Below are 20,482 nucleotides of genomic sequence, written 5' to 3'. Positions count from 1 at the left end.
CTTCGGGGTTGGCCGCGGTTTCCGGCAGTTCTCGAACACATGTATCTTACCGGACACGGTCATCTTCTCGTTCACCTTGAGCTTGTCCGTCGACCAATTCAGGTCATACCAGTGGATAGTCCGCATGCGCAAAAACGCCTGCTGTGACTTCTCGCCGTGAGCCCGTGCATCTTCAGGGGCGCCGGCCATGGCGATGAGCAGACCTAGGAAAAGTACAGAGCGTCTTGTAGGCGATCTCACGTCTTCATTCATGCGGAAAAACAAAAATAGGAAGTCCAAGCACATGTGGGAATTCTACATGACGCATGTAGGCGACAGGAAGGGGTAAGGCGACCCATTGGCACACGGCCATTTGTCCAAGCGAGGGATTGAGGCTGCTGTACCGCGATCGGGCATAATTTTCCTAAGCATGGATGACACCCGTATCACCGCCACCCCAGCGAAAGCTGGGGTCCAGTGCGGCGCACGAAGGCTCGCCTGGATGCCGGTTTTCACCGGCATGACGGAATAGAAAACGTAGATTATGACCGTTGCCTGTACGGATGGTCGGCCAGTGTACTTTCGGGTAGCTCAAAGGCGACGTAGAGGTGGGAAGGAGGTAGATCACGGCGAGGAGCGCCGCTGTGCCGCCAAGGTGATGGTGAGCCGATACGGAGGCCACTGCTTACCAACTGACGCGCTGGTTAAACTGGTATTCTGGCTGGGGATGAGCGAGCGCGGGGTCGTGCTGCCTAGCAGTGGAGGATCTCGAAGCACCCCCCGTGCTTGTGCACCCATCTACCCACTGCGAGAGCCTCACGCGTAGGAGAGCAATTATGATCTCTTGGGTGAACGGACCACACAGCCAATCTTCGACGCCGTTTCATAGACGCCGAATTGAGCGACACCGGAACAGCTCAGGTGCGGTAGTTCCCGCCCTTTTCAAATTTTGGAGCGCATGGCGAGTTTCTTAGTCAGGAAATAAGCATCAATTGCTTGCGCAATGATAACGTCAATGCTAAGATCTACTCAAAGCCTAAGGAGTATGTCAATGCTTGATGACACTTCAGTGTTTCCGAGGTACCCGCGCAGCGTACGACCTGCGCCGGATCCCATAGGTCTGTACTTTTGGCTTGGTCGCAACGACCATCTGGAAGTGCTCAATTTCATCGCATCTGGAGAGGCAGCCTGTTTCGGTTTTGTATTTGACCCAACGCTATTGAAGCGACACCAGGATCTTCGCGAACAGGTGCTAAACCGCCGGCTCGATGCGATTCTTGATCCCAAGACTCAGCAGTCTGCAACGCCTGGCGGATACAACAACGTGCTTGGTGATCTGCCCTGGGGGGTCCGTAGACCGCATATCCCAGTCGATTTTGAGGGAAGGTCTGGAAGGCGGCTGCTAGCTGCACTGGGCGACTTCGTGCTAGAGCATGGTTTCACTCAGGTGTTGGCGCCGACGCATGTCCTACGTTCGGCCGATGATGAATGGCTGGCGACCGATCTCGAATCGACCAGACGCTTACGGGACTATCTCGACCGCAGCAATGGCAGCGAAGTCCCGATCATTTATTCACTTGCGGTAGCATACAGCGCACTCCGAGATCCTGAGCAGCGGTCAAAACTTGTAAACGTACTCCGCACAGCTCCGGCGTCAGCTGTGTGGCTCAAAGTGGATGGATTTGGGTTCGGTAGCTCAGCCTCGGCCATCCGGACCTACTTGGAAGCAGCGGCTGATTTCCACGAGCTTGGTATCCCAATTATCGCGGATCATGTAGGCGGAATGATTGGCCTTTCCTTGCTAGCATTCAACGCAACTGGTGGTCTAGCACATGGCGTAACCCTCAGCGAGCGTTTTGATACGAGCCATTGGCGCAGACCCCGCGCTGAAGGCGGTTTCGGGCCGCATCGGCGGGTGTACATTCCTCAGCTCGACCTCATGCTCAAGCCCGCCGAGGCGCGGATGCTCCTTGATACATCGTCACAAGCGAAAGCCTTATTCGGCTGTCGTGACGATAAATGCTGCCCCACGCGGCATTACCGATATGATCGAGAATCCTGCGCGCCATTTCCTCTACCAGCGGACAAAAGAAGTATCGCATCTAAGCCAGATTCCGGAACAACTTAGGGCTCAACGGTTTCTCGAACAGAATGTTAGGCCAACGACCGACCGGGCACTCGCGGCAACATAGACTGGCCGGACGAGGCGATGGCAAAGAAAACCCGGAAACACCGAAAGCGACTTGACATGCTACGAGTAGCCCTTGGCGAGTATGCAAGCAAGCGTCTGCCACGGTCGTTTGCGCAATTGCCCAGAACGCGGGCGGTTCGTGATCCCGTCCGTACCACGTTCGGTGAGCGCTCACACATCCTACACAGAGAACTAGAAAACCCATGATTTATGACGATGAACGCAATCGCACGTAAGTTGGAACTGATTGAACAAAAGGGAGCAATGCGCTCCGTGGACGTAGCGAACCTTTTGGGGACGCGGCCGGAAACTGTATCGCGCTGGAACCAGGGGAAAGCATTTCCGCGCTCCGATACACAAAAACTTCTTCTCGAATTGGAGTACATCGTCGAGCAGCTTTCGGATTTCTACGAGCCACAAGAGGCTCGACTTTGGCTGTTTTCTCGACAGAAACGGCTTGGCGGCGCAACACCAGCCGCACTCATTCAGCAAGGTAAGACGGACGAAGTGATTGCTGTCATTGACCAACTCCGAGATGGCGTATATTTATGAGGGAGAGTGATTATTGATTCATGATCTGGAGCTGCTCGATAGACTCAGTGCATTTCCACCGATAGCCTTCGATGACGAGGTTTTCCGCGCAACGCGGAGGAGCTTAGATGCGCTGACCGCTTCAACGAGCGGTGGTCGGTGGGCACCGAAGAACCGTGTCGCTGCGCTCTATACGAGTTGTAAACGCGCGGGCGCTCTCGCCGAACTCGTTTTTCAGTGGAGTCAATATACGCCCCTGCCCACCAAACCTGCCGCAGTACATCGGATTCGCCTCACAACGAAGAAAACGCTTCGTTTCCTCCGTACGGACCTGACCGAACTCGGCGTTAATTGGGATCTGTATAGCGAAGCGGGTTACACGCGGACGCAAGAAATCGGGGCGGCCGTCGCCTTTCTTGAATGCGACGGCCTGATCGCACCTTCCGCGCGTTGGGATTGTGAGAACCTGGTACTTTTTACGGATAACCACGGTGTGGCTAATGATCTCGAAGTGCTCGCCACTGAAGAAGTCGACTGGATCGCGTGGGCACGGGAGAATAAGCTCCTTCCCGTATCCGATCAGCCAGTGCGATAAAGCGATTTAGCCGATTCATCGCAGAGTCTTGGGAGACACGCTGTGCGTGTCAGGCCGGCGGGTTACGGGCTGCGCCCTTACCCACCCTACGAATTGTTGTTAACCGAGTTGCATGAGGCAAATCTTACACATCGACATGGACGCGTTTTTCGCGGCCGTGGAGCAAAAGCGGAACCCGGATCTCGCGGGTAAACCCGTCGTCATCGGTGGGCGGGGGGATCCGCGCGAACGGGGCGCCGTATCGACTGCCTCGTACGAAGCGAGAAACCACGGGATCCATTCCGCCATGCCCCTGCGCGCGGCCTTCAGGCTGTGTCCGCAGGCAGTGTTTTTAGCGGTGGATTACGAGCTGTACGCGCGCGTCTCGGCGATCATCAAGACCATACTGCGAGACTTCACCCCGCTGGTCGAAGATGCCGGGCTCGATGAGGCGTATCTGGATATCACCGGCCTCGAACCGGCGCCGGAGCAGCTTGCAACTAAAATAAAACAACGCATTCGGGAACGGACCGGTCTTAGTTGCTCGATCGGGATTGCGCCGAACAAGCTGCTTGCCAAGATCTGTTCCGATCTCGACAAGCCGGATGGTCTGACTGTCCTCACCGAAGCGGAGTTGAAAAATCGCATTTGGCCGCTGCCGGTTCGCAGCATACCTGGCATCGGGCCGGTGACGGCGGAACGCCTAGTTCCGATGGGCGTGACCACGATTAGACAACTTGCTCGCCTACCCCTCGCCGATTTGGTGAAGGAATTCGGTCCATCCCACGGGGAGTTTCTTTACCTGGCTTCGCGGGGCATCGATCGACGGCCCGTGGTCACGCATCGAGAACCGAAATCCCACAGCCGGGAGCGCACCTTCCAACACGATATCGGGGACCTGGAAATGCTCGCGAGCGTGATTGCGACGCTGGCGGGAGAGGTGGCCGACGACCTGCGCAATGACGGCTATGGAGGCAGAACCGTCGCCTTAAAAGTGCGGTTCAGCAATTTCGAAACCCATACCCGCGAGAAGACCTTGGACCAACCGACCGATTCCAGCGACCTTATCCGGCAAGCCGCCTTCGATTGTTCGCGGCGAGTCGCGTTGAGCAAAAAGGTGCGGCTCATCGGTATTCGGGTCGGCGGGCTCGAGAAATCGCGCGTCCAGTAACGCCATTAGCCCGGCCAGGATCTCCCCGCGGGCGCCTCCTTAGTGAAAGCTTTCACATGCCGGTGCATGAGTGGTGGCATGGACGCGGTGTTTCTGCGTAATATTCACCCTGCGGCGCGCGCTGTCTCGGGGGATGCGCCGGTAGAATTAGGCGAGCGGTGTTGTGGTCCATCGAGTTAAGTGTATATTCTAGAGTGAGGACCCTATGCAATATATAAAAATACAATTCTGGGCCCGCCTCACCGCGCCGCGCTTTCTCATCCTCTATTGCGGATTGCTGGGCCTGATCATTCCGCTTTGGGTCATCATCACCTATGCTCCTTACGAGGATTTCCGCGCGATTTTCATCGTCGTGCTCATATTGATGGGTTTCGGCTTCGGCATCAATGAATTATGGCTGCAAACCACCGACATCGAGCAGTTCCAAAAAGAAATCCAAGCACTGGATGATAACCTGCCCGCCGAGGAGCAGTTCGACAGCTTAAGCCCCGCGCTCTATCGAATCGTGCATGGCCGGCTTTACGAGGGTGTGCAGGTGAGTAGTTTGCGCGCACCGTATACGCCTTATTTGATCGGTGCGTTGATCTTGCTCGGCCTGATTGGGACCTTCATCGGTTTGGTCGACACCTTGAGCGGTACGCGCGAGGCGCTACAGACCACGGCCGAACTGGAAACCTTGCGGGACTCGCTGCTGGCCCCGATTGCCGGGCTGGCGCGCGCTTTCGGTACCTCGGTCTCGGGGGTAGCGACCTCGGTGGTCCTGGGCTTGGCGGCTACGCTGACGCGGCGCGAGGAAAGCCGGCTCAATTATCTTGTCTCGGGCCTCGCCGCGAGCTCGTTGACCCAGCTTCATCCAGTTGCGCGGCAGACGGCGGCGCTCGAAAAGCTGGTCGAACAGGGGACGGCCCTTCCCGTTGTCGTGGAGCGTTTTCAGGATGCCGTGACGGGCTTAATGTCCGCGCGCGATGATACCCGTAACGCTCAGGAGTTGCTTGCGAATCACGTCGCCGGCGCCATCAGCGAGAAGGTGGAGCTTATCCGGGCGGATTTAAACGTCGCCGTGAAACACTTTAGCGCCGAGATTGAACCCGCCATCAAGGGCATACTGGTGCATGCGGCCGGCATTATGGATGATGCCGGTAAAGATCTTTTTTCCAAAGTCCAGGCCCGCTTCGACAGCGGTACGCAACGCGATCAAGAACAACGTGGTGAGATCTTGAAGTTGTTTGAATTGGAGCGGCAAGCTCGAAGCGTGCAAGAGCTTCAGCATTTCGACAAGTTAGCTGTCCATGCCCAGGAGCTTACCGGCGCGTTGAAAGCGTATGTGGAAACGATCGGTAAACACTATTCCGGTTACCTGGAGAAGTTGGAACAGCATGTGGCCACGGTCGATGCAAGCTGGCGAAATGACGCCGAAAGCCGACTCAAGGAGGGCGAGACCCAGCGCCGGGCGCTCGAGAGTCATCTCGACGCCGTTCGCGCTCGATTTACCCAGGAGTCCGAAGCGCTGGCGACGCAGCACCAGGATCTCCTGGGACGGATGAACCAGCACTACCAGGATCTGGTGACGCGTTTTGACCAACAGACCTCCACGTTCGCCGATCAGGCCGCCAAGAATCTATCCGAATTGTCGCTTAAGTATGCGGTAATCGTCGATCGGCACGAGGAAGATCGCCAGCAATTGCGCAAGACCTGGGGCATTGAACAGGGCCGTCAACAGCGGCAGTTCGACTCCATGTTGGAAAAGATGCGCGAGGATCTGCAGGATCGCCGGCGCGCCGATACCGAACAGATCACCAGCCTCAATGCCTGGGCGCAGCAGTTGGTAAAACGCGTGGAGCTTGGCATCGCGGATAAAGCTGCCGGTTGGGATGCGCATTTCAATAAGCTCATCGCGGCGCTGGCGGAGACCGCGGAAGCTTTGCACTACGGAGAACGGGCGCGTATCAAGGAATTCAAGGAGATCGTGCAGGTGATTTCCGAAGCGGACAAACATCGCGGCGACGAATTGCGGCGTTTGATCACGGCCTTGCGTGAATCGAGTTAGCTACGGCGCCGACCTCCGATGAATATCTCACCGACGCCGCCCGCCGATGAAGGCATGGATGCCACCCCGGCGTGGAGCATCTGGCCGGCGATCGCCGATATCATGGTCGGCCTGCTCGGGATCTTCGTATTGCTTTTCGTTTGGTCCACGGTGCTGCAAATCGAGTTGGCGGTGCAACTGCGGGAAGAAAAAGAAGCTCGCCAAGCGGAAGCCAAGCGCTTGGCGGCGTTGGAGGGCGCCTTGGCGAAACCGCTGGCCGAAGGGCGTATCACCCTCAGGGAAGGCCGTATCGGGATGCAGGGCAGCGTATTGTTTCAGTTGGGATCGGCGGAGCTTTCCGCCGAAGGCCAGCAACTGATCGTAAACATAGCCACGCCGTTGCGGATCTATACCGGACAGGGCGAGATGAATGTGATGGTGAGCGGCTTTACCGATGATCGGCCGGTGCGCGGGATCACCAGCCCGTTCCGGGATAATTGGGAGCTATCGACCGAGCGGGCGTTGACCGTCATGCGGGCGCTGATTGCGGCGGGGTTCCCTCGCGGCAAGATTTTCGCCGCCGGCTTCGGCGAGACCAAACCCGTTGCCGCCAACATCTCCGAAGCCAACCGCGCCCATAACCGGCGCGTCGAGATCGCGCCCGTTCCGACGCTGGAATCGATTCCAAAATAGGCGCTCGTCACTAGGTTCTCACATATTCAATGTCGTAGAGAACCACTTTAACAAGTCCGGGAGTCCCAGGGAGACAAGACGGTGCCTCTCCCGGAGGGACAGGAAACGTTGAGAGGTACCTCGAATTTCAAATATGTTTGGCTAGGTTTCTAACGGCGGGCCGCGCTTCGGATCCTTGGGTTTCATTTCCTCGAATTTCTTTCTCAAGTGTTCCATCTCTTCTTCGAGCTTGGGCAGTATTTCCTCGCGCAGAGACTCTGCCGCTTCGCTTTGCGCTTTTTGAATTTCCTCGAGCAGCCGCCGCCATTCCTCGTGCAACCGGCGGGCTTCGTCGGAGTCCGGAATGTTTTCGAACTCCCGCCGAAAGCGCTCCGTCTGTTCTCTCAAGTTCCGGAGGCCTTCCGTCATCCCCCCAAACAGCTCGCTAAACGGGAACAGCGGGACCGATGCTACGGTGCCTTGAACCGTCGCGCCCTCTTCTAGCGGCGTTCCATCCGCGCCGGCGTGAATAATCTCGACTTGCTTTCGTCGCGCAACGGCTGGGCGATCGGCGATCCGGAAGCGAGCATCCGTTGTCGCTAACTCGCGCTTCTCCTTGGCGATCTCGAGGTTGGCGATAAACCCATTGGGATCGCGGGACTCCACGGAAGCGACGGCGCCCACGGTGTCATTTTCAAACACCACGGGATCGCCCGCCATGAGGCCGTAGGTTTTTTCAAGCTCCATTTTGAGATGCAGGCCTCCGTCCGCGCAGCCGTAGCAGAAGAGGCTAAGCGCCAAGGAAAGCAATGAGGATTTCAAGATCATGTCCACTCTCCACTCACACCCGAACGATGATAAACCGACCGCTGCCTTTCGCTTCGACGATCCCCGCGCCAATGTCCCATGCTTAACCGCGGACCCGCAAGTATCCGCCGTGTCCGGCGCCACCGGTATCCAGCCGGTATCTCGCGCCCTGCGCACGGTATCCTCCGGCAATCGGGTCCGCGGCGAGCAAGAGCGGCGTGTCGAGATCGATCCAATCGAAGCCGCCGAGCCCCGCCGCGAAGTGCGCGCTAAAGCCCATGGCGAGGCGCGTTTCCACCATCCCGCCGATCATGAGCCCAAGGCCCGAAGCGCGTGCGATCGCGGCGATCTCGAGCGCCTGTACGACGCCGCATTTGGCAAGCTTGATATTGATGACCTGGGCGAGCTTTTCGACTCCGATCCGGATCGCATCCGCGGGGCTGCGGCAGGATTCATCGGCGGCCACCGGCATCCCGGCCTCGCGCGCCAGCTTCCCGAGTCCTTCCCAGTCTTCACGGGCAACCGGTTGCTCCAGCAGCGCCAACTCGACCTTGGCAAGACGCAGTTCCCGCAATAACGCTAAGATCTGCTCCGCCGTGTAACCGGCGTTTGCATCGAGGATCAATCGGCATTCAGCATGGCCGCGCCGGATGGCGCGCACCCGCTCGCTGTCCAAGCCGAGATCACCTCCGATTTTCACCTTGATGGTCGTGAACCCGGCCTGCCGATAACGCGCGGCCAGGTCTTGCGCGGCGGCGGCGGGACAGATCGGTATGGTGATATCGGTGATCACCTGGTCTTCGCAGCCGCCGAAAAATCGAAACAAGGCCGCGCCCCAACTGCGTGTCAGCGCGTCGAGCAAGGCCATTTCGATCCCGGCGCGCACCGCCGCGAGGTGCGGGAGGCGCTCGGTGATCTCCGCCGCGATGCGCCGCCATGCACCCGCGTTCTTGCCGGCGAGCAGTCCGGCTTCATTGGCAAGCGCGGCGCGTGCGCTCGCCTGATCCTCGACGGTGATCGGAGGCAAAATCGGCACCTCGCCCCAGCCGCGCGCGCCGTTGGTCAGTTCGATACTAACGGCAAGGTTGTTGACCATCTCGAGCTCCGATGCGGCGGTAATAAAGGGTGCGATCAAGGGCACGTCCAGCGGGTGGATCTCAATCTTCTGGATTAAAAAACCTTTGCTCATCGGCGCGTGATATCCACAAGACCGCGAGGCCGGTAAGCGAACGCGCGGTGAACGGTCGCCGGGCCATCGGAGCCCCAGAATGATGTCGTTCTTGTATCATCATTAGCTCAGGATTTCTATATCCAACCTTCACACAACCGACATAAGTTCTTCATTTAAGTGCAATAATAGCCCGTCATAATCGTTGCGTTTCTATCCTCGGGATGCGCCTATGAAGACGATACATACGCTGGGTCGAGGAGGGGATTATCGGGCAGTCTGGATCTCGGATGTTCATCTTGGTTTTCCAGGATGCCGCGCCGAGTTTCTGCTCGACTTTTTACGTTCCACGCGCTGCGATTACCTCTACCTGGTCGGGGATATCATCGACCTCTGGCACATGAAAAAGCGGCTGTTCTGGCCCCAATCCCACAATAACGTATTACGCACCCTGCTCGGCAAGGCCAAGCATGGGACCCGCGTGGTGTTTGTTCCGGGAAATCACGATGAAATGTTCCGTGACTACGATGGGATGGTGTTCGGCAATGTGCTGATCAAGAATGAAGTCATTCATGTCACGGCCGACGGACGCCGGTTCTTGGTCTTGCACGGCGATCAATTCGATGCCGTGGTGAAATACTCACCATCCCTGGCCCTCATCGGCACCAAGGTGTATGACGGTTTGCTGCGTTTGAACCACGGCGTTAACTACGTGCGCCGCCGGCTCGGATTCACCTATTGGTCATTGGCCGGCTTCATGAAGCACAAGGTAAAAACCGCCGTTCAATACATGAGCAACTTCCAAGCGGCGCTGTCCTATGAAGCCGCCCGACGTAACGTGGACGGATTGATCTGCGGCCACATCCATCGGGCCGAGATCACCAGCCTCAACGGAGTGCTTTATTGCAACAGCGGTGACTGGGTAGAGAGTTGCACCGCGCTGGTCGAGCTGCACGACGGATCTTTGGAGCTGGTGCATTGGTCGGATGCACAGCACTCTTTGAAGCCGGTTCAAGCCGTCGCGGCCTAAGGATGGCCAGGATTGCGATTGCCACCGATGCCTGGTATCCCCAGGTCAATGGTGTGGTCACGACCTTGGAAAAGACCGGCGCCGAGCTCGAGGCCGTTGGGCATGAAATAATCTACCTAACGCCGCAAGGGCACCCTACGATGTCATGCCCGACTTATTCCAGTATCCGGGTGGCGTTGTTTCCCTATGCCCGCGTCGCCAAGACGCTCCGGGCGTTCCGCCCCGACGCGGTCCATATCGCCACCGAGGGCCCGATCGGCCACGCGGTACGGCGTTACTGTAAACGTCGGCGGCTAGGCTTCACCAGTTCCTACCACACGCAATTCGCCGAATACGTCCGGATGCGCGCGCCGATTCCCATAAGGTGGAGTTACGCCTACCTGCGCTGGTTTCACGGCCTAGCCACCTACACGCTGGTCCCCACCCGCTCGGTCCAACAACGGCTCCTTGCCCATGGTTTTAAGAACGTGGCCGTGTGGTCGCGGGGCGTCGATACCGATCTGTTCCGGCCGCGCCCGAAGGGCTTCCTGGATGCGCCGCGGCCGATTGCGATGTATACCGGCCGGGTGGCGGTGGAGAAGAACATCGAAGCGTTCTTGGCATTGGACCTTCCCGGCAGCAAGTTTGTCGTCGGTGATGGCCCCGACCTGCCGGACTTGAGGGTACGTTATCCCGCGGTGCGCTTCGTCGGATGGAAGCGCGGCGAGGAGCTGGCCTCCTACCTCGCGGCCGCCGATGTCTTCGTGTTTCCTAGCCGCACCGACACCTTCGGTCTGGTGCTGCTAGAGGCGATGGCCTGCGGCGTTCCGGTGGCGGCCTATCCCGTGACAGGACCCATCGATGTCGTGGTGCCGAACCAGACCGGCTTCTTGAATGAAGACTTGCGCCAAGCCGCGCTCGATGCGCTCAAGCTCGACAGCAAGGCATGCACGGACTACGCGCGGGTTTGTTCCTGGCGGCGCTGCGCCGAGGTGTTCGCGTCGTTCTTGAGTCCCGCCGCGGCAATGTGACACGGCGTCGCGTGCCGCGAGAGTCCGTGCAGAGGACTCCATCGGATCGAATCAGTTCAAAAATCGCGGTTCAAGAATCTGCTCGATATCGGGCTTGCGAGTCAGTCCGCCACCCAAGGATATGCGGAGCAGGCATCGGGTCTCCAAGCCTCAGACGGAGGCTGCAAGCCGGCATTATACTAAATTAATACGCTGGCGGTGGTTGACGCCGGCTCCCACTTCGTTCCATCCGGTCACAAGGCCTCGGCGTCAGCCCGCGTGCGACCGATGCCCAGGACGGGCGTTCGGTCGGATGAGGCTCGGCCCGTTGAAGCGGGTCGAGCCGCGCCTCCAAGACACTGCGCCCGCCTCTCCGGACTGCCGGCCGATTGCGCGAGGGCCGCCGATTCAGCGCATCATCGTTACAACGGTAACCGAATCGGTTTCAGTTGTAAGCCAATTCCCAGTTCCTGAAATCATCGTGTAAGGCAAGGCCGCTACGCTCGCGGCGATGGGTAATCAGGCTATGGAGGAAAACGAGCATTTGAACCTTTTCCCCCGTCGCAGGAAATTCCTCAGTAAGAGCCCGAGCGAGTTGGGGCTTGAACGCCGAACATCTTCAACCAAACAAAGAGGAGCGACACTATGAATGCATTTAACGAGTTGGGTGTGGACCGATCGGACGGGACCCGTCTGCGGATGCTTTGGCAGTCCACACCCCAGGGGCTTCGTTGTCGCTGGGTCCACAGCCAAACCCAGGCCGATCCAAACTTCCGGCCCGCGGCGGTAGACCCACACGAAAGCCATAGGCATTGTCCGCGAATGCAGGGCTTGCCGCTGCAGACTGCCGGGTCGATGCTGATGCGATCGAGATAGCTCATGCGGGCACAGTACTGCTGGGAGTCCTCGGAATCAAGCCAGAGCGACACAGAACTCCCACATTTTCTGGAACGGTTCAGAATACCGATCCGTGGGTCGGAGCGGACGGGCGGCGTCAGTTTCCGAGTGCCGCGGCGTGAGAATTATCCGGGATACGGTAACCCTTCATGCGCCGCCAGAGCGTCGTACGACTGATCCCTAGCTAGCGATTGTAAAAAAGGTCAATATACTTGGGTGATCCCCTGATTTGTTTGGCGAGGCGAGAGGTGGCCCCGGTTCTCTGAACAGCGAATTAGGGTTTGTAGGCGCCGAAGCGGATCCCTTGGGCCAGGGGAAGCTCGGCCCCCCAATTGATCGTATTGGTCTGGCGGCGCATATAGCATTTCCAGGCATCGGATCCGGCCTCGCGCCCCCCGCCCGTGTCTTTCTCTCCGCCGAAGGCGCCGCCAATCTCTGCGCCGGAGGTGCCGACGTTGACATTGGCGATCCCGCAGTCCGATCCGGCGGCGGCGAGATAGCGCTCGGCGCGGCGCAGGTCATTGGTAAAGAGCGCCGAGGATAAACCCTGCGGGGCGTCATTGTTGATCGCGATGGCGTCGTCGAAGTCTTTAAAGGTCATAAGATAAAGAATCGGCGCGAAGGTCTCCCGCTGGACGACCGGCCAGTGGTTTTGCGCCCGCACCAGCGTCGGTTGCACGTAATAACCCGGACTCTCGATGACCTGACCGCCGTACAGGATCTCACCGCCCGACGCTTCGGCTTCACGTAGGGCGCGAGAGAATGCCGCCACCGCCTCGCCGCTGATGAGGGGGCCCATCACGACCTCGGGGTCTAGCGGCAAACCGATGCGGATCTGACGGTAGGCTGCGATCAAATGTTCGACGATGGTCTGGTAGAGATTCTCGTGCACAATCAACCGGCGCGTGGAGGTGCAGCGTTGCCCGGCGGTCCCTACCGCTCCGAACACAATCGCGCGCACGGCGAGAGCAAGGTCGGCGCTTTCATCCACGATCACGGCGTTATTGCCTGAGAGCTCCAAGAGGCTCCGCCCAAGGCGCGCGGCGACGATCTCCCCGACCCGCCGCCCGACGGCCGTCGACCCGGTGAATGAAATAAGCGGCACGCGCCGGTCGCGCACCAGACGCTCTGCGAGTTCATTGTCGCGCGTCACGAATAGCGAAAAGATGCCGCTGTAGCCCGCCTCTTCCATCACCCGGTTGCACAGACGCTGAACCGCTACGGCCGCGAGCGGAATGCGCGGGGAGGGCTTCCAAATGACCGTGTTCCCGGCCACGGCTGCGATAAAGGCATTCCATGCCCAGACAGCGACGGGGAAATTGAAGGCGGTGATCACCCCGACGACGCCGAGCGGATGCCACTGTTCATAGAGGCGGTGCCGGGGCCGCTCCGAGTGCATGGTGCATCCATACAGCATGCGCGATTGCCCCACGGCGAGATCAGCGATGTCGATCATCTCCTGCACTTCGCCTTCGGCCTCGGCCTTGATCTTGCCGGACTCCAAGGCGATGAGACCGCTTAACGCCTCCTGGTGCGCGCGCAGCGCATCACCGAGCCGGCGTATGAGCTGGCCGCGGCGCGGCGCCGGGACTTGGCGCCACCCATGGAAGGCGCTCCGCGAGCGTTCGAGCACCGCTTCATAGTCAGCGACGGTGGATTCGTAGATGCTCGCGATGATTTCTCCCGTGGCAGGTGCGTACGACGACAAGACGCCGGCGTCCGTCCCGCCGGACCACTGGCCCGGCCCTGTGCAGGATCCCGGGTTGACCTCCGCAATTCCCAACTCGTTCAAGAAGTTCATCATTTCGATACTCAAAAGGTAGGGCTTACACCTTTAGACGCGGCGGTAGCGCCAAGGTGCCCGCGCGCCGGCCAAACATCAAACCAAACCAAAGCGGCAATGGTCTAAAGCGGTGAGTTCAATCACTCGGCATCAACTGCGATTCTACCTATGGCTTTACATGTCCTGGACGATCGAAGCGATGGCGAAGCTTTGCTTGGTTCGACCCAAGCAGTCCCGCACGCCGCCACCGAGCTAGGCGTTATTGGCGCGGCTTCGGGGATCGGCGCCGCCGATCCGGGTTGTGGCTTAGGCCCTGACGCGTTGCGGGAATACGGTCTTACCAGCCAGTTGCGCGACCACGGCCTCAAAGCGGTGTGGGCCGACATCGTGCGCCGGCCCGCGCTCCGCGCCGGTACGGAAAGCATCAAAGAAATCAAAACGTACTGCGAGGAACTGGCCGCCGCTGTCAGGCACGGGCTGCACGGCGGCCGGCGTGTCGCGCTCATCGGCGGAGACCATTCCTGCGCAATTGCAAGTTGGAGCGCGATCGCATCTGCGTTGTGCGGGCCCCTGGGCCTCGTTTGGATCGATGCGCATATGGACAGTCATACCCCAGCGACCAGCCCGAGCGGCGCCCTGCACGGGATGCCGCTCGCTATTCTCCTAGGCGTCGGGCCGCCCGAGCTTACGGATCTGCTCTACCCTGGCGCCAAGCTGCGCCCTGAGAATGTTTGTCTTGTGGGCGTACGCAGCTACGAGCCCGAGGAGGCGGACTTGCTGCACCGCCTTGGGGTGCGGGTGATCACGATGGGCGAAGTGCGGGCGCGGGGCCTTATGCGGAGCCTAGGCGAGGCCTTCGCGATCGCCTCCCGCGGCGCCGCCGCCGTCGGGCTTAGCATCGACCTCGATGCAATTGACCCCACGGACGCGCCCGGGGTCGGTACTCCGGCGCCCAATGGCCTGCGGGGGCTCGATTTAGTCGAAAGCCTTCGACGGCTGGCGCCGCAACCGGCGTTGGCCGAAATAGCCGAGTTTAACCCCTTGCATGACCGCGAGGACAAGACCGCCCGGCTGGTTATTGACCTCTTGGCGGCCTGTTGGAGGAGGTAAGCGTATGCCATCGGTCATCGAACTGGAGCGTGCATACTGCGCGCATAACTACCAGCCGCTGCCAGTGGTGTTGACACGCGGGGAGGGATGCTATGTGTGGGATGAGCGCGGCAAGCGCTATCTCGACATGATGAGCGCCTACTCGGCGGTCAGTTTCGGCCACGCACACCCGCGCTTGCTCAAGGTCCTAGGCGAGCAAGCGGCACGGCTGGCGGTCGTGTCACGGGCGTTTCACACCGAGGTGCTCGCGCCCTTCGTGCGGCGCGCCTGCGAGCTTACCGGCCTCGCCATGGGCTTACCCATGAATACGGGGGCCGAGGCGGTGGAAACGGCGCTGAAGGCCGCGCGGCGCTGGGCTTACGAGGTCAAGGGCGTGGCCGAGGATCGCGCCGAGATCATCGTCTGTGACGGCAATTTTCACGGCCGTACCATCACCCTCGTGGGACTTTCCTCCGAGCGCGATTATAGGCAGCACTTCGGACCTTTTCCCGCGGGCTTCGTGCGCATCCCGTACGGGGATGCCGAGGCCCTCGCGCGTGCCATCAATCCCCGCACGGCGGCGTTTTTGGTCGAACCGATCCAGGGCGAAGCCGGGATCATCGTACCGCCCGCGGGTTATCTCCAGCATTGCGCGGAGCTTTGCCGCGCCCACAACGTGTTGCTTCTCTGCGATGAGATCCAAACCGGTCTCGGACGCACCGGTCGCATGCTCGCCTGCCAGCACGAGGGGGTCCAACCCGATGGGATCACGCTCGGCAAGGCGCTCGGGGGCGGTTTCCTGCCGGTATCGATGTTTCTTGCACGACGCGAGGTGATGGAGGTCTTCACGCCGGGGAGCCACGGCAGCACGTTCGGAGGTAACCCGCTCGCCGCGGCGGTCGGCCTCGAAGCACTGAAGCTGCTCGTCGAAGAGCGTCTGGCCGAGCGCGCCGCCGAGCTGGGCGAGTACTTTGTCGAACGGTTACGCGCCCTGCAAAGCCCCTATATTCGCGCAGTGCGCGGCAAGGGTTTATTCATCGGCATCGAGATCGACACCGGGCGCTTTTCGGCACGGGACCTTTGTACGCGGCTCGCCTCCCACGGCATCCTCACCAAAGATACCCGCGAAAGCGTGATCCGCCTGGCTCCGCCGCTCATCATCACCGAGACCGAGTTGAATTGGGCCTGCGATCGCATCCGTGATGCTTTTCTAGAATTGGGATAGGCCGCCTGGCCTAGCCTGTAGATGCAGCACCCGGCAGCGCCGAGCGGTTGTGAAAAATCGTCGCGAGCGAAGGAAAGTCGCGCTGCATCCTCGGCGCGCCAAACAGGGCCATTCCCTGGCCCTGGCTTTCCGCCGGAGCGCAGGAACCGGAGTGTATATTGAAATACATGAGGATTCCGAGCATGGGTAACCCAGCGGTTTATTGACCAAGACGTACAACCAAACTCTTTGGATAACTCCGACGGTTTCCGGCCGGCCCGAACCAGCTCAACCATCTGCCGGCGAAACTCCAGCGTATACCGTATCGCAAATTTGGATGTAGACTTCGGCCTACAAGACCCTCCAGTTGTGCACAGGCGTGAGTCGAGTACGTAAGAGACTTCGAAATCAATCGATGACAAGCTCAAACAGGAAATCCATTTACGAAACCCTGGGACGCGAATCGGTTCATCCTTTTCCCGCCCGCATGGCCCCAGGGATCGCCGTTCACGTGCTCGAAAGTGCCGGTGAGTCCCTGCGGGTGCTCGACCCGATGATGGGTTCAGGTACCGTGCTGGCCTTAGCGAGATCCAAGGGGCACTGCGCAATCGGCGTCGATATCGACCCGCTCGCTGTGCTGATCGCAAGAGTATGGACAACCTCGACCGAGCCATCTCTCGTCAGGCAGAGGGCGTCGCAAGTGCTCGCGCGTGCTCGAAGCCGGTTCTCGTGTTTACGCGCGCGTGACGCATATCCTCGACAGGCGGATGACGAGACACGTGAGTTTCTGAGGTACTGGTTTGATGAGTATGCGCGCCGTCAGCTAACGGCACTCGCGGGAGCGATCGGCCGCGTCCGCGATCCAGCTACTCGCGATGTACTTTGGTGCGCGTTCTCACGGCTCATTATTGCGAAACAGGCCGGCGCGTCGCTCGCGATGGATTTGGCGCACAGTCGACCACACAGGGCATTTAAGAGAGCGCCCACAAAACCGTTCCGCGGTTTTCTGTCAGCCGTAGGCCGAGTTGTGGAGAACTGCCTTCACCGAACATCTGATGGGCGCGGTCCGGCTGCACGCATTCGGAGAGGCGATGCTCGTGCCCTCCCCCTGGCAGATGCGTCGATCGATCTCGTTCTTACATCTCCGCCGTACCTCAACGCGATCGACTACATGCGATGCAGCAAATTCTCGCTCGTGTGGATGGGTCACAGCATCGCGACACTTCGGGGCTTGCGTGCAGCCAGTGTGGGAACTGAAGTCGGCAATCGCACCGCCTCGAACGATCAGGAAATCGGTCAGATCCTGAAGGAATTGAAGTTACGGCCGCCTTTGGCGTCGCGCGACAAGGCAGTCCTGGCCGGCTATATCGAGGATATGCGTCGAGCTCTAACCGAAGTCGCGCGCGTCCTTAAGCCCGGCGGCGATGCTGTCTATGTGGTAGGTGAAAACACCGTTAGGGGAACCTATATCCGCAATGCTGCTGTAGTGGCTGCCGTGGCAGAGTTAGCTGGCCTGAAGCTACTTGAGCGGCGTGTCCGGACGCTACCAGCCAACCGTCGGTACCTACCCCCACCCTCGTTTCGCACCAACGGTGCGGTTGCCGCGTTCGACGGACGAATCCGACGAGAAGTGGTGCTACGGTTCACTAAGCAAGCAGCGTAACGCGTTCCATCGTGCCGCATCGGTCTTTACAACTCTTCAGCTGGATAATCTTTGGTCGTCGCGTCAATCGCCGCGATGACGTTCTCAGCGCTCTGGTCTAGTTCGACGCTTGCTGAGGTAGCGAACATCGCTCCGGGGGCCATCTGGGCCATTGCCTTGCACAGGTCGATCAGCTCATCGTCGGTTTCGTACTCAATTGCAGGACTCAAGTGCGACAGCTCAACTCGCAGCGCGGCGTATTTCACTGAAGCCCGCTTGAATTTCTTCTGCAAGCCTTCGATTGTCGTAACGATGCGTTTGTAGGGCGGTTTCTTTACCGCTTTTGCCTTGACCGAAGCAACCCAATTGGCGCTGTCTTTAGGCAGCTTGCACTGTTGAAACAGCTTTCGCAATTTGAGAAGCCCTATCTGCTTTACCGGACGAAGGCGAACGAGCGTAGCCAGGTCATCGATCGTAATCAGCGTTATCGTCTTCGGTTCACCGATGGCATTTGTCTTCTTGCGGTCGTCGTCGATTTCCTTCGCAAGAGCCGATGCGTCTCCCTTCGAAGTTGGGAAGGCGCGCCCGACCACGAGCGCATGCTGGCATCGATAGTCTTCCCGCTGACGAACAATCGCAGAAACCTTCACTGTCCCGGCGGCCACTTTTCCATGGTCCTTCTCTTTGCTCTTGGCCTCAAGACTCACCGCGTACTGCCGTGGCGTGCCGTCGCCGTCCGCCGACAACAACGCCGTTGCGACGCCATCGGGTTTGCCTTTTCCGCCTATCGGTGTCACCTCAAATCCCAAGCTCCTGAAGGCCGCACACAGCCTGTCTTCTAGTGCATCGGGGTTATTCCTAGCGTTCCGCAGGGCTAAGGAAAGCGCGAAGGCACTCTGTCGTCCTGAGCCGCTGGCGAGAGTCCTTAGCAACTGGTCACGAAGTGAAAGGAAACCCTCGATGTGGTCAGATTTCACGCCGATAGTGTGAAGATGGGATTCGGCGAGGACCTCCGCCATCGCAAATAGTTCGAGGGGTTGGCCGACGCCCTTGCTTGCAAACTCGTCATGGAAGGTTGCTACGAACGGGTGCCACGCGTTAATCCGTAAGACGCCTGTTGCCGTGTCGTATCGGGCGATCCCATCCTCCGGAGACCCGTTGTAGTCGATGGTGAGTCCGGTTACGAACTCCTCACCATCCGTCGTCCGCTGTTCGAGGGATGTAAGAAACGCGTTCCGCTCGGCGCTCGATTTGTGCTCAGGAACGATCAGGAAGCGCGACTTTGCCCTGCCCTCGACCACGGCGCGCGCGAGATCGAGAATCGGGCGCCGCGAAAGACTTCCGGGGCTCGCGGCGAGATGGCGCCCCAGCTTGGCACCCGGCTCCTCGCCTTCGTCGTGTTTTTCCAGGGTCGGCCGTACCGCGTTGAAGATGGCCCGCAGAACGTCTTGGGCTGTGGCGAGCAACGGGCCTTCGCTGATCGCCTCTCGATTCGATCGGAGTTCCTGGTCGAGCGCGTCGATGTGGACGACGAGACGGAATCGGCCGAAAGTGCCGTGTCGGAGTTCGTCCGGCGAGATCCCAAAATGCCCATCGACGACATTGACGAGGCGGCCATAGACGTAAACGAAGAAGCCGTAACTTCGCCCGAGTTCGTCCGACTTGCCGGTGAGAAGATCCTTGTAAGCTTCGGTGTATCCCGTAATTCGGCCCAAGCCAGGTACGTCGATCCCGTGACGATGTTCGCTCGACATCGGCACGTTCGAGTCCTCAGACGCCGACACCCCTTTCGGACTCGGCTTCGGCAACTGGATCATGTCTTTGCCGAGAATCCAGGTCCTGAGCAGACCTTTTCCTTGTTTGCTCGGAACGAGCTTGGTGCCGTTTAGCCAGATACCGAAGTCCGGTCGCAGAGATAGCGCTGTCCGCAACACCCACTCAAGAATTCCCGGCTTGATTTCGTGAACCTTCGGCTTGAGCGTCGACATAACCGCCACAGTCCATGACGGCGGCACTCCCGTACCAAACAACTTCATCCCGCTCGCCTTGAACGCCGGTGTGTCGGTCCAAGACTTTACCGCTTGCTTCGCCTCCTGCTCGGTCAGTTCGCGCAACGCCATCCTGACCGGACGTTTCGGCTCGATTTCCTTATCGACTCTCTTGTCGATCGCGTTGAAGTCCATCGACGTGGAGTGGTACCTGCCTCCACGTTTACTGAGGTGCGTCAGGCGATTCGCCAAAACGTACGTGGCGAGCTTTCCGATACCAAACTTTCCAATCTGCTGGCGATTCTGCGGCAACGCGCTCAGCCGGCGTTTGTTGCTGATGCCGATCAGCCAGTGCTGCTTGAGTCCGGGAACGTCCATGCCCTCGCCGTCGTCGATGACGACGATGGTGGCGGATTGCTCGTGGAGGTTGGGGGAAAGCAGGACTTGTGCACGCTGGGCGCCTGCGTCAAAGGAGTTGGCGACGAGTTCCTCGACCGCTTTGTTCGAGCTCGCGTACAGGCCTTCGGAAAACAGTTCGATGATCCGGTAGCTCAGACGGACGTCGATTGTGTTAGTTGCACTACCGATCGATGCGAAGGCGGGCTCGCTGGCCATTGGGCGGGTAGTATCTCATCGTCGGACAATGTTGGACAGCCCCAGTCTATTCCAATGCAAGATGAGTCTGAAGGGAGGGCTTATTTCTAATACAAGATGAGTCTGAAGTAAGGCGGCGACTGTTCA

General features: G+C 59.3%; 16 protein-coding genes. 11 read left to right on the top strand and 5 right to left on the bottom strand.

Annotated elements, in window-relative coordinates:
* Window positions 1–189 (bottom strand): methane monooxygenase/ammonia monooxygenase subunit B (locus tag M3436_11570; GenBank protein ID MDQ3564744.1); only part of this gene is annotated, 189 nt, incomplete at its 3' end.
* 841 nt (window positions 190–1,030) lie between these two features.
* On the opposite strand from M3436_11570, the gene M3436_11565 reads away from it, so the two are divergent.
* From M3436_11565 to M3436_11540, 6 genes are all read left to right on the top strand, one after another.
* Window positions 1,031–2,107, top strand: a complete 1,077-nt coding sequence (locus M3436_11565) for a hypothetical protein (GenBank protein MDQ3564743.1) — start codon at window positions 1,031–1,033, stop codon at window positions 2,105–2,107.
* A 279-nt stretch (window positions 2,108–2,386) separates the two neighbouring features.
* On the top strand, window positions 2,387–2,722 hold the full coding sequence (locus M3436_11560) for an MbcA/ParS/Xre antitoxin family protein (GenBank protein ID MDQ3564742.1): 336 nt from the start codon (window positions 2,387–2,389) through the stop codon (window positions 2,720–2,722).
* Between the two features lie 13 nt (window positions 2,723–2,735).
* Complete coding sequence (locus tag M3436_11555) at window positions 2,736–3,296, top strand: RES family NAD+ phosphorylase (protein ID MDQ3564741.1); 561 nt, start codon at window positions 2,736–2,738, stop codon at window positions 3,294–3,296.
* Window positions 3,297–3,408: 112 nt separating this feature from the next.
* A complete protein-coding gene (dinB, locus tag M3436_11550; GenBank protein ID MDQ3564740.1) occupies window positions 3,409–4,446 on the top strand; it encodes a DNA polymerase IV in 1,038 nt (345 codons plus the stop codon).
* 205 nt (window positions 4,447–4,651) lie between these two features.
* Window positions 4,652–6,493 carry a hypothetical protein gene (locus tag M3436_11545; protein MDQ3564739.1) on the top strand — a complete coding sequence of 614 codons (1,842 nt, stop codon included), beginning with the start codon at window positions 4,652–4,654 and terminating at the stop codon, window positions 6,491–6,493.
* Between the two features lie 18 nt (window positions 6,494–6,511).
* Window positions 6,512–7,165, top strand: coding sequence for an OmpA family protein (locus tag M3436_11540; protein ID MDQ3564738.1), 654 nt, complete (start codon window positions 6,512–6,514; stop codon window positions 7,163–7,165).
* Between the two features lie 141 nt (window positions 7,166–7,306).
* Here the strand turns inward: M3436_11540 and M3436_11535 are convergent, their stop codons facing one another.
* Window positions 7,307–7,966, bottom strand: a complete 660-nt coding sequence (locus M3436_11535; protein MDQ3564737.1) for a hypothetical protein — start codon at window positions 7,964–7,966, stop codon at window positions 7,307–7,309.
* Window positions 7,967–8,054: 88 nt separating this feature from the next.
* On the bottom strand, window positions 8,055–9,140 hold the full coding sequence (locus M3436_11530) for a dipeptide epimerase (GenBank protein MDQ3564736.1): 1,086 nt from the start codon (window positions 9,138–9,140) through the stop codon (window positions 8,055–8,057).
* Window positions 9,141–9,351: 211 nt separating this feature from the next.
* Here M3436_11530 and M3436_11525 point away from each other — a divergent pair, with 211 nt between their 5' ends.
* Window positions 9,352–10,149 (top strand): UDP-2,3-diacylglucosamine diphosphatase, encoded by a 798-nt coding sequence (locus tag M3436_11525; GenBank protein MDQ3564735.1) that lies wholly within the window; start codon window positions 9,352–9,354, stop codon window positions 10,147–10,149.
* A gap of 2 nt (window positions 10,150–10,151) precedes the next feature.
* Window positions 10,152–11,159: a glycosyltransferase family 1 protein gene (locus M3436_11520; GenBank protein ID MDQ3564734.1), complete on the top strand. Its 1,008-nt coding sequence runs from the start codon at window positions 10,152–10,154 to the stop codon at window positions 11,157–11,159.
* Between the two features lie 1,150 nt (window positions 11,160–12,309).
* Here the strand turns inward: M3436_11520 and M3436_11515 are convergent.
* Entirely contained in the window at window positions 12,310–13,836 is a 1,527-nt protein-coding gene (locus tag M3436_11515; protein MDQ3564733.1) for an aldehyde dehydrogenase family protein, read from the bottom strand.
* Between the two features lie 150 nt (window positions 13,837–13,986).
* Between M3436_11515 and M3436_11510 the strand changes: the two genes are divergently transcribed.
* The 3 genes from M3436_11510 (at window position 13,987) to M3436_11500 (ending at window position 17,774) form a co-directional block, all read left to right on the top strand.
* On the top strand, window positions 13,987–14,928 hold the full coding sequence (locus M3436_11510) for an arginase (protein MDQ3564732.1): 942 nt from the start codon (window positions 13,987–13,989) through the stop codon (window positions 14,926–14,928).
* Window positions 14,929–14,932: 4 nt separating this feature from the next.
* Window positions 14,933–16,132 (top strand): ornithine--oxo-acid transaminase, encoded by a 1,200-nt coding sequence (rocD, locus tag M3436_11505; protein ID MDQ3564731.1) that lies wholly within the window; start codon window positions 14,933–14,935, stop codon window positions 16,130–16,132.
* Window positions 16,133–17,312: 1,180 nt separating this feature from the next.
* Window positions 17,313–17,774: a hypothetical protein gene (locus M3436_11500; GenBank protein MDQ3564730.1), complete on the top strand. Its 462-nt coding sequence runs from the start codon at window positions 17,313–17,315 to the stop codon at window positions 17,772–17,774.
* Window positions 17,775–17,800: 26 nt separating this feature from the next.
* Here the strand turns inward: M3436_11500 and M3436_11495 are convergent, their stop codons facing one another.
* Window positions 17,801–20,356 (bottom strand): ATP-binding protein, encoded by a 2,556-nt coding sequence (locus M3436_11495; GenBank protein MDQ3564729.1) that lies wholly within the window; start codon window positions 20,354–20,356, stop codon window positions 17,801–17,803.
* Between the last annotated feature and the right edge of the window lie 126 nt (window positions 20,357–20,482).

It is taken from the genome of Pseudomonadota bacterium (assembly GCA_030859565.1).
GTDB lineage: Bacteria > Pseudomonadota > Gammaproteobacteria > JACCXJ01 > JACCXJ01 > USCg-Taylor.
Note: the sequence above shows the minus strand (reverse complement) of the source record. Positions and strands in the feature narration are given on the sequence as shown.

Excerpts from the sequence above, each read along its gene's own strand:
- M3436_11500 (MDQ3564730.1), top strand. The coding sequence starts at position 17,313 with ATGGGTCACAGCATCGCGACACTTCGGGGCTTGCGTGCAGCCAGTGTG.
- M3436_11525 (MDQ3564735.1), top strand. The coding sequence starts at position 9,352 with ATGAAGACGATACATACGCTGGGTCGAGGAGGGGATTATCGGGCAGTC.
- M3436_11495 (MDQ3564729.1), bottom strand. The coding sequence starts at position 20,356 with ATGGCCAGCGAGCCCGCCTTCGCATCGATCGGTAGTGCAACTAACACA.
- rocD (MDQ3564731.1), top strand. The coding sequence starts at position 14,933 with ATGCCATCGGTCATCGAACTGGAGCGTGCATACTGCGCGCATAACTAC.
- M3436_11560 (MDQ3564742.1), top strand. The coding sequence starts at position 2,387 with ATGAACGCAATCGCACGTAAGTTGGAACTGATTGAACAAAAGGGAGCA.
- M3436_11565 (MDQ3564743.1), top strand. The coding sequence starts at position 1,031 with ATGCTTGATGACACTTCAGTGTTTCCGAGGTACCCGCGCAGCGTACGA.
- M3436_11545 (MDQ3564739.1), top strand. The coding sequence starts at position 4,652 with ATGCAATATATAAAAATACAATTCTGGGCCCGCCTCACCGCGCCGCGC.
- dinB (MDQ3564740.1), top strand. The coding sequence starts at position 3,409 with ATGAGGCAAATCTTACACATCGACATGGACGCGTTTTTCGCGGCCGTG.
- M3436_11520 (MDQ3564734.1), top strand. The coding sequence starts at position 10,152 with ATGGCCAGGATTGCGATTGCCACCGATGCCTGGTATCCCCAGGTCAAT.
- M3436_11515 (MDQ3564733.1), bottom strand. The coding sequence starts at position 13,836 with ATGAACTTCTTGAACGAGTTGGGAATTGCGGAGGTCAACCCGGGATCC.
- M3436_11510 (MDQ3564732.1), top strand. The coding sequence starts at position 13,987 with ATGGCTTTACATGTCCTGGACGATCGAAGCGATGGCGAAGCTTTGCTT.
- M3436_11540 (MDQ3564738.1), top strand. The coding sequence starts at position 6,512 with ATGAATATCTCACCGACGCCGCCCGCCGATGAAGGCATGGATGCCACC.
- M3436_11530 (MDQ3564736.1), bottom strand. The coding sequence starts at position 9,140 with ATGAGCAAAGGTTTTTTAATCCAGAAGATTGAGATCCACCCGCTGGAC.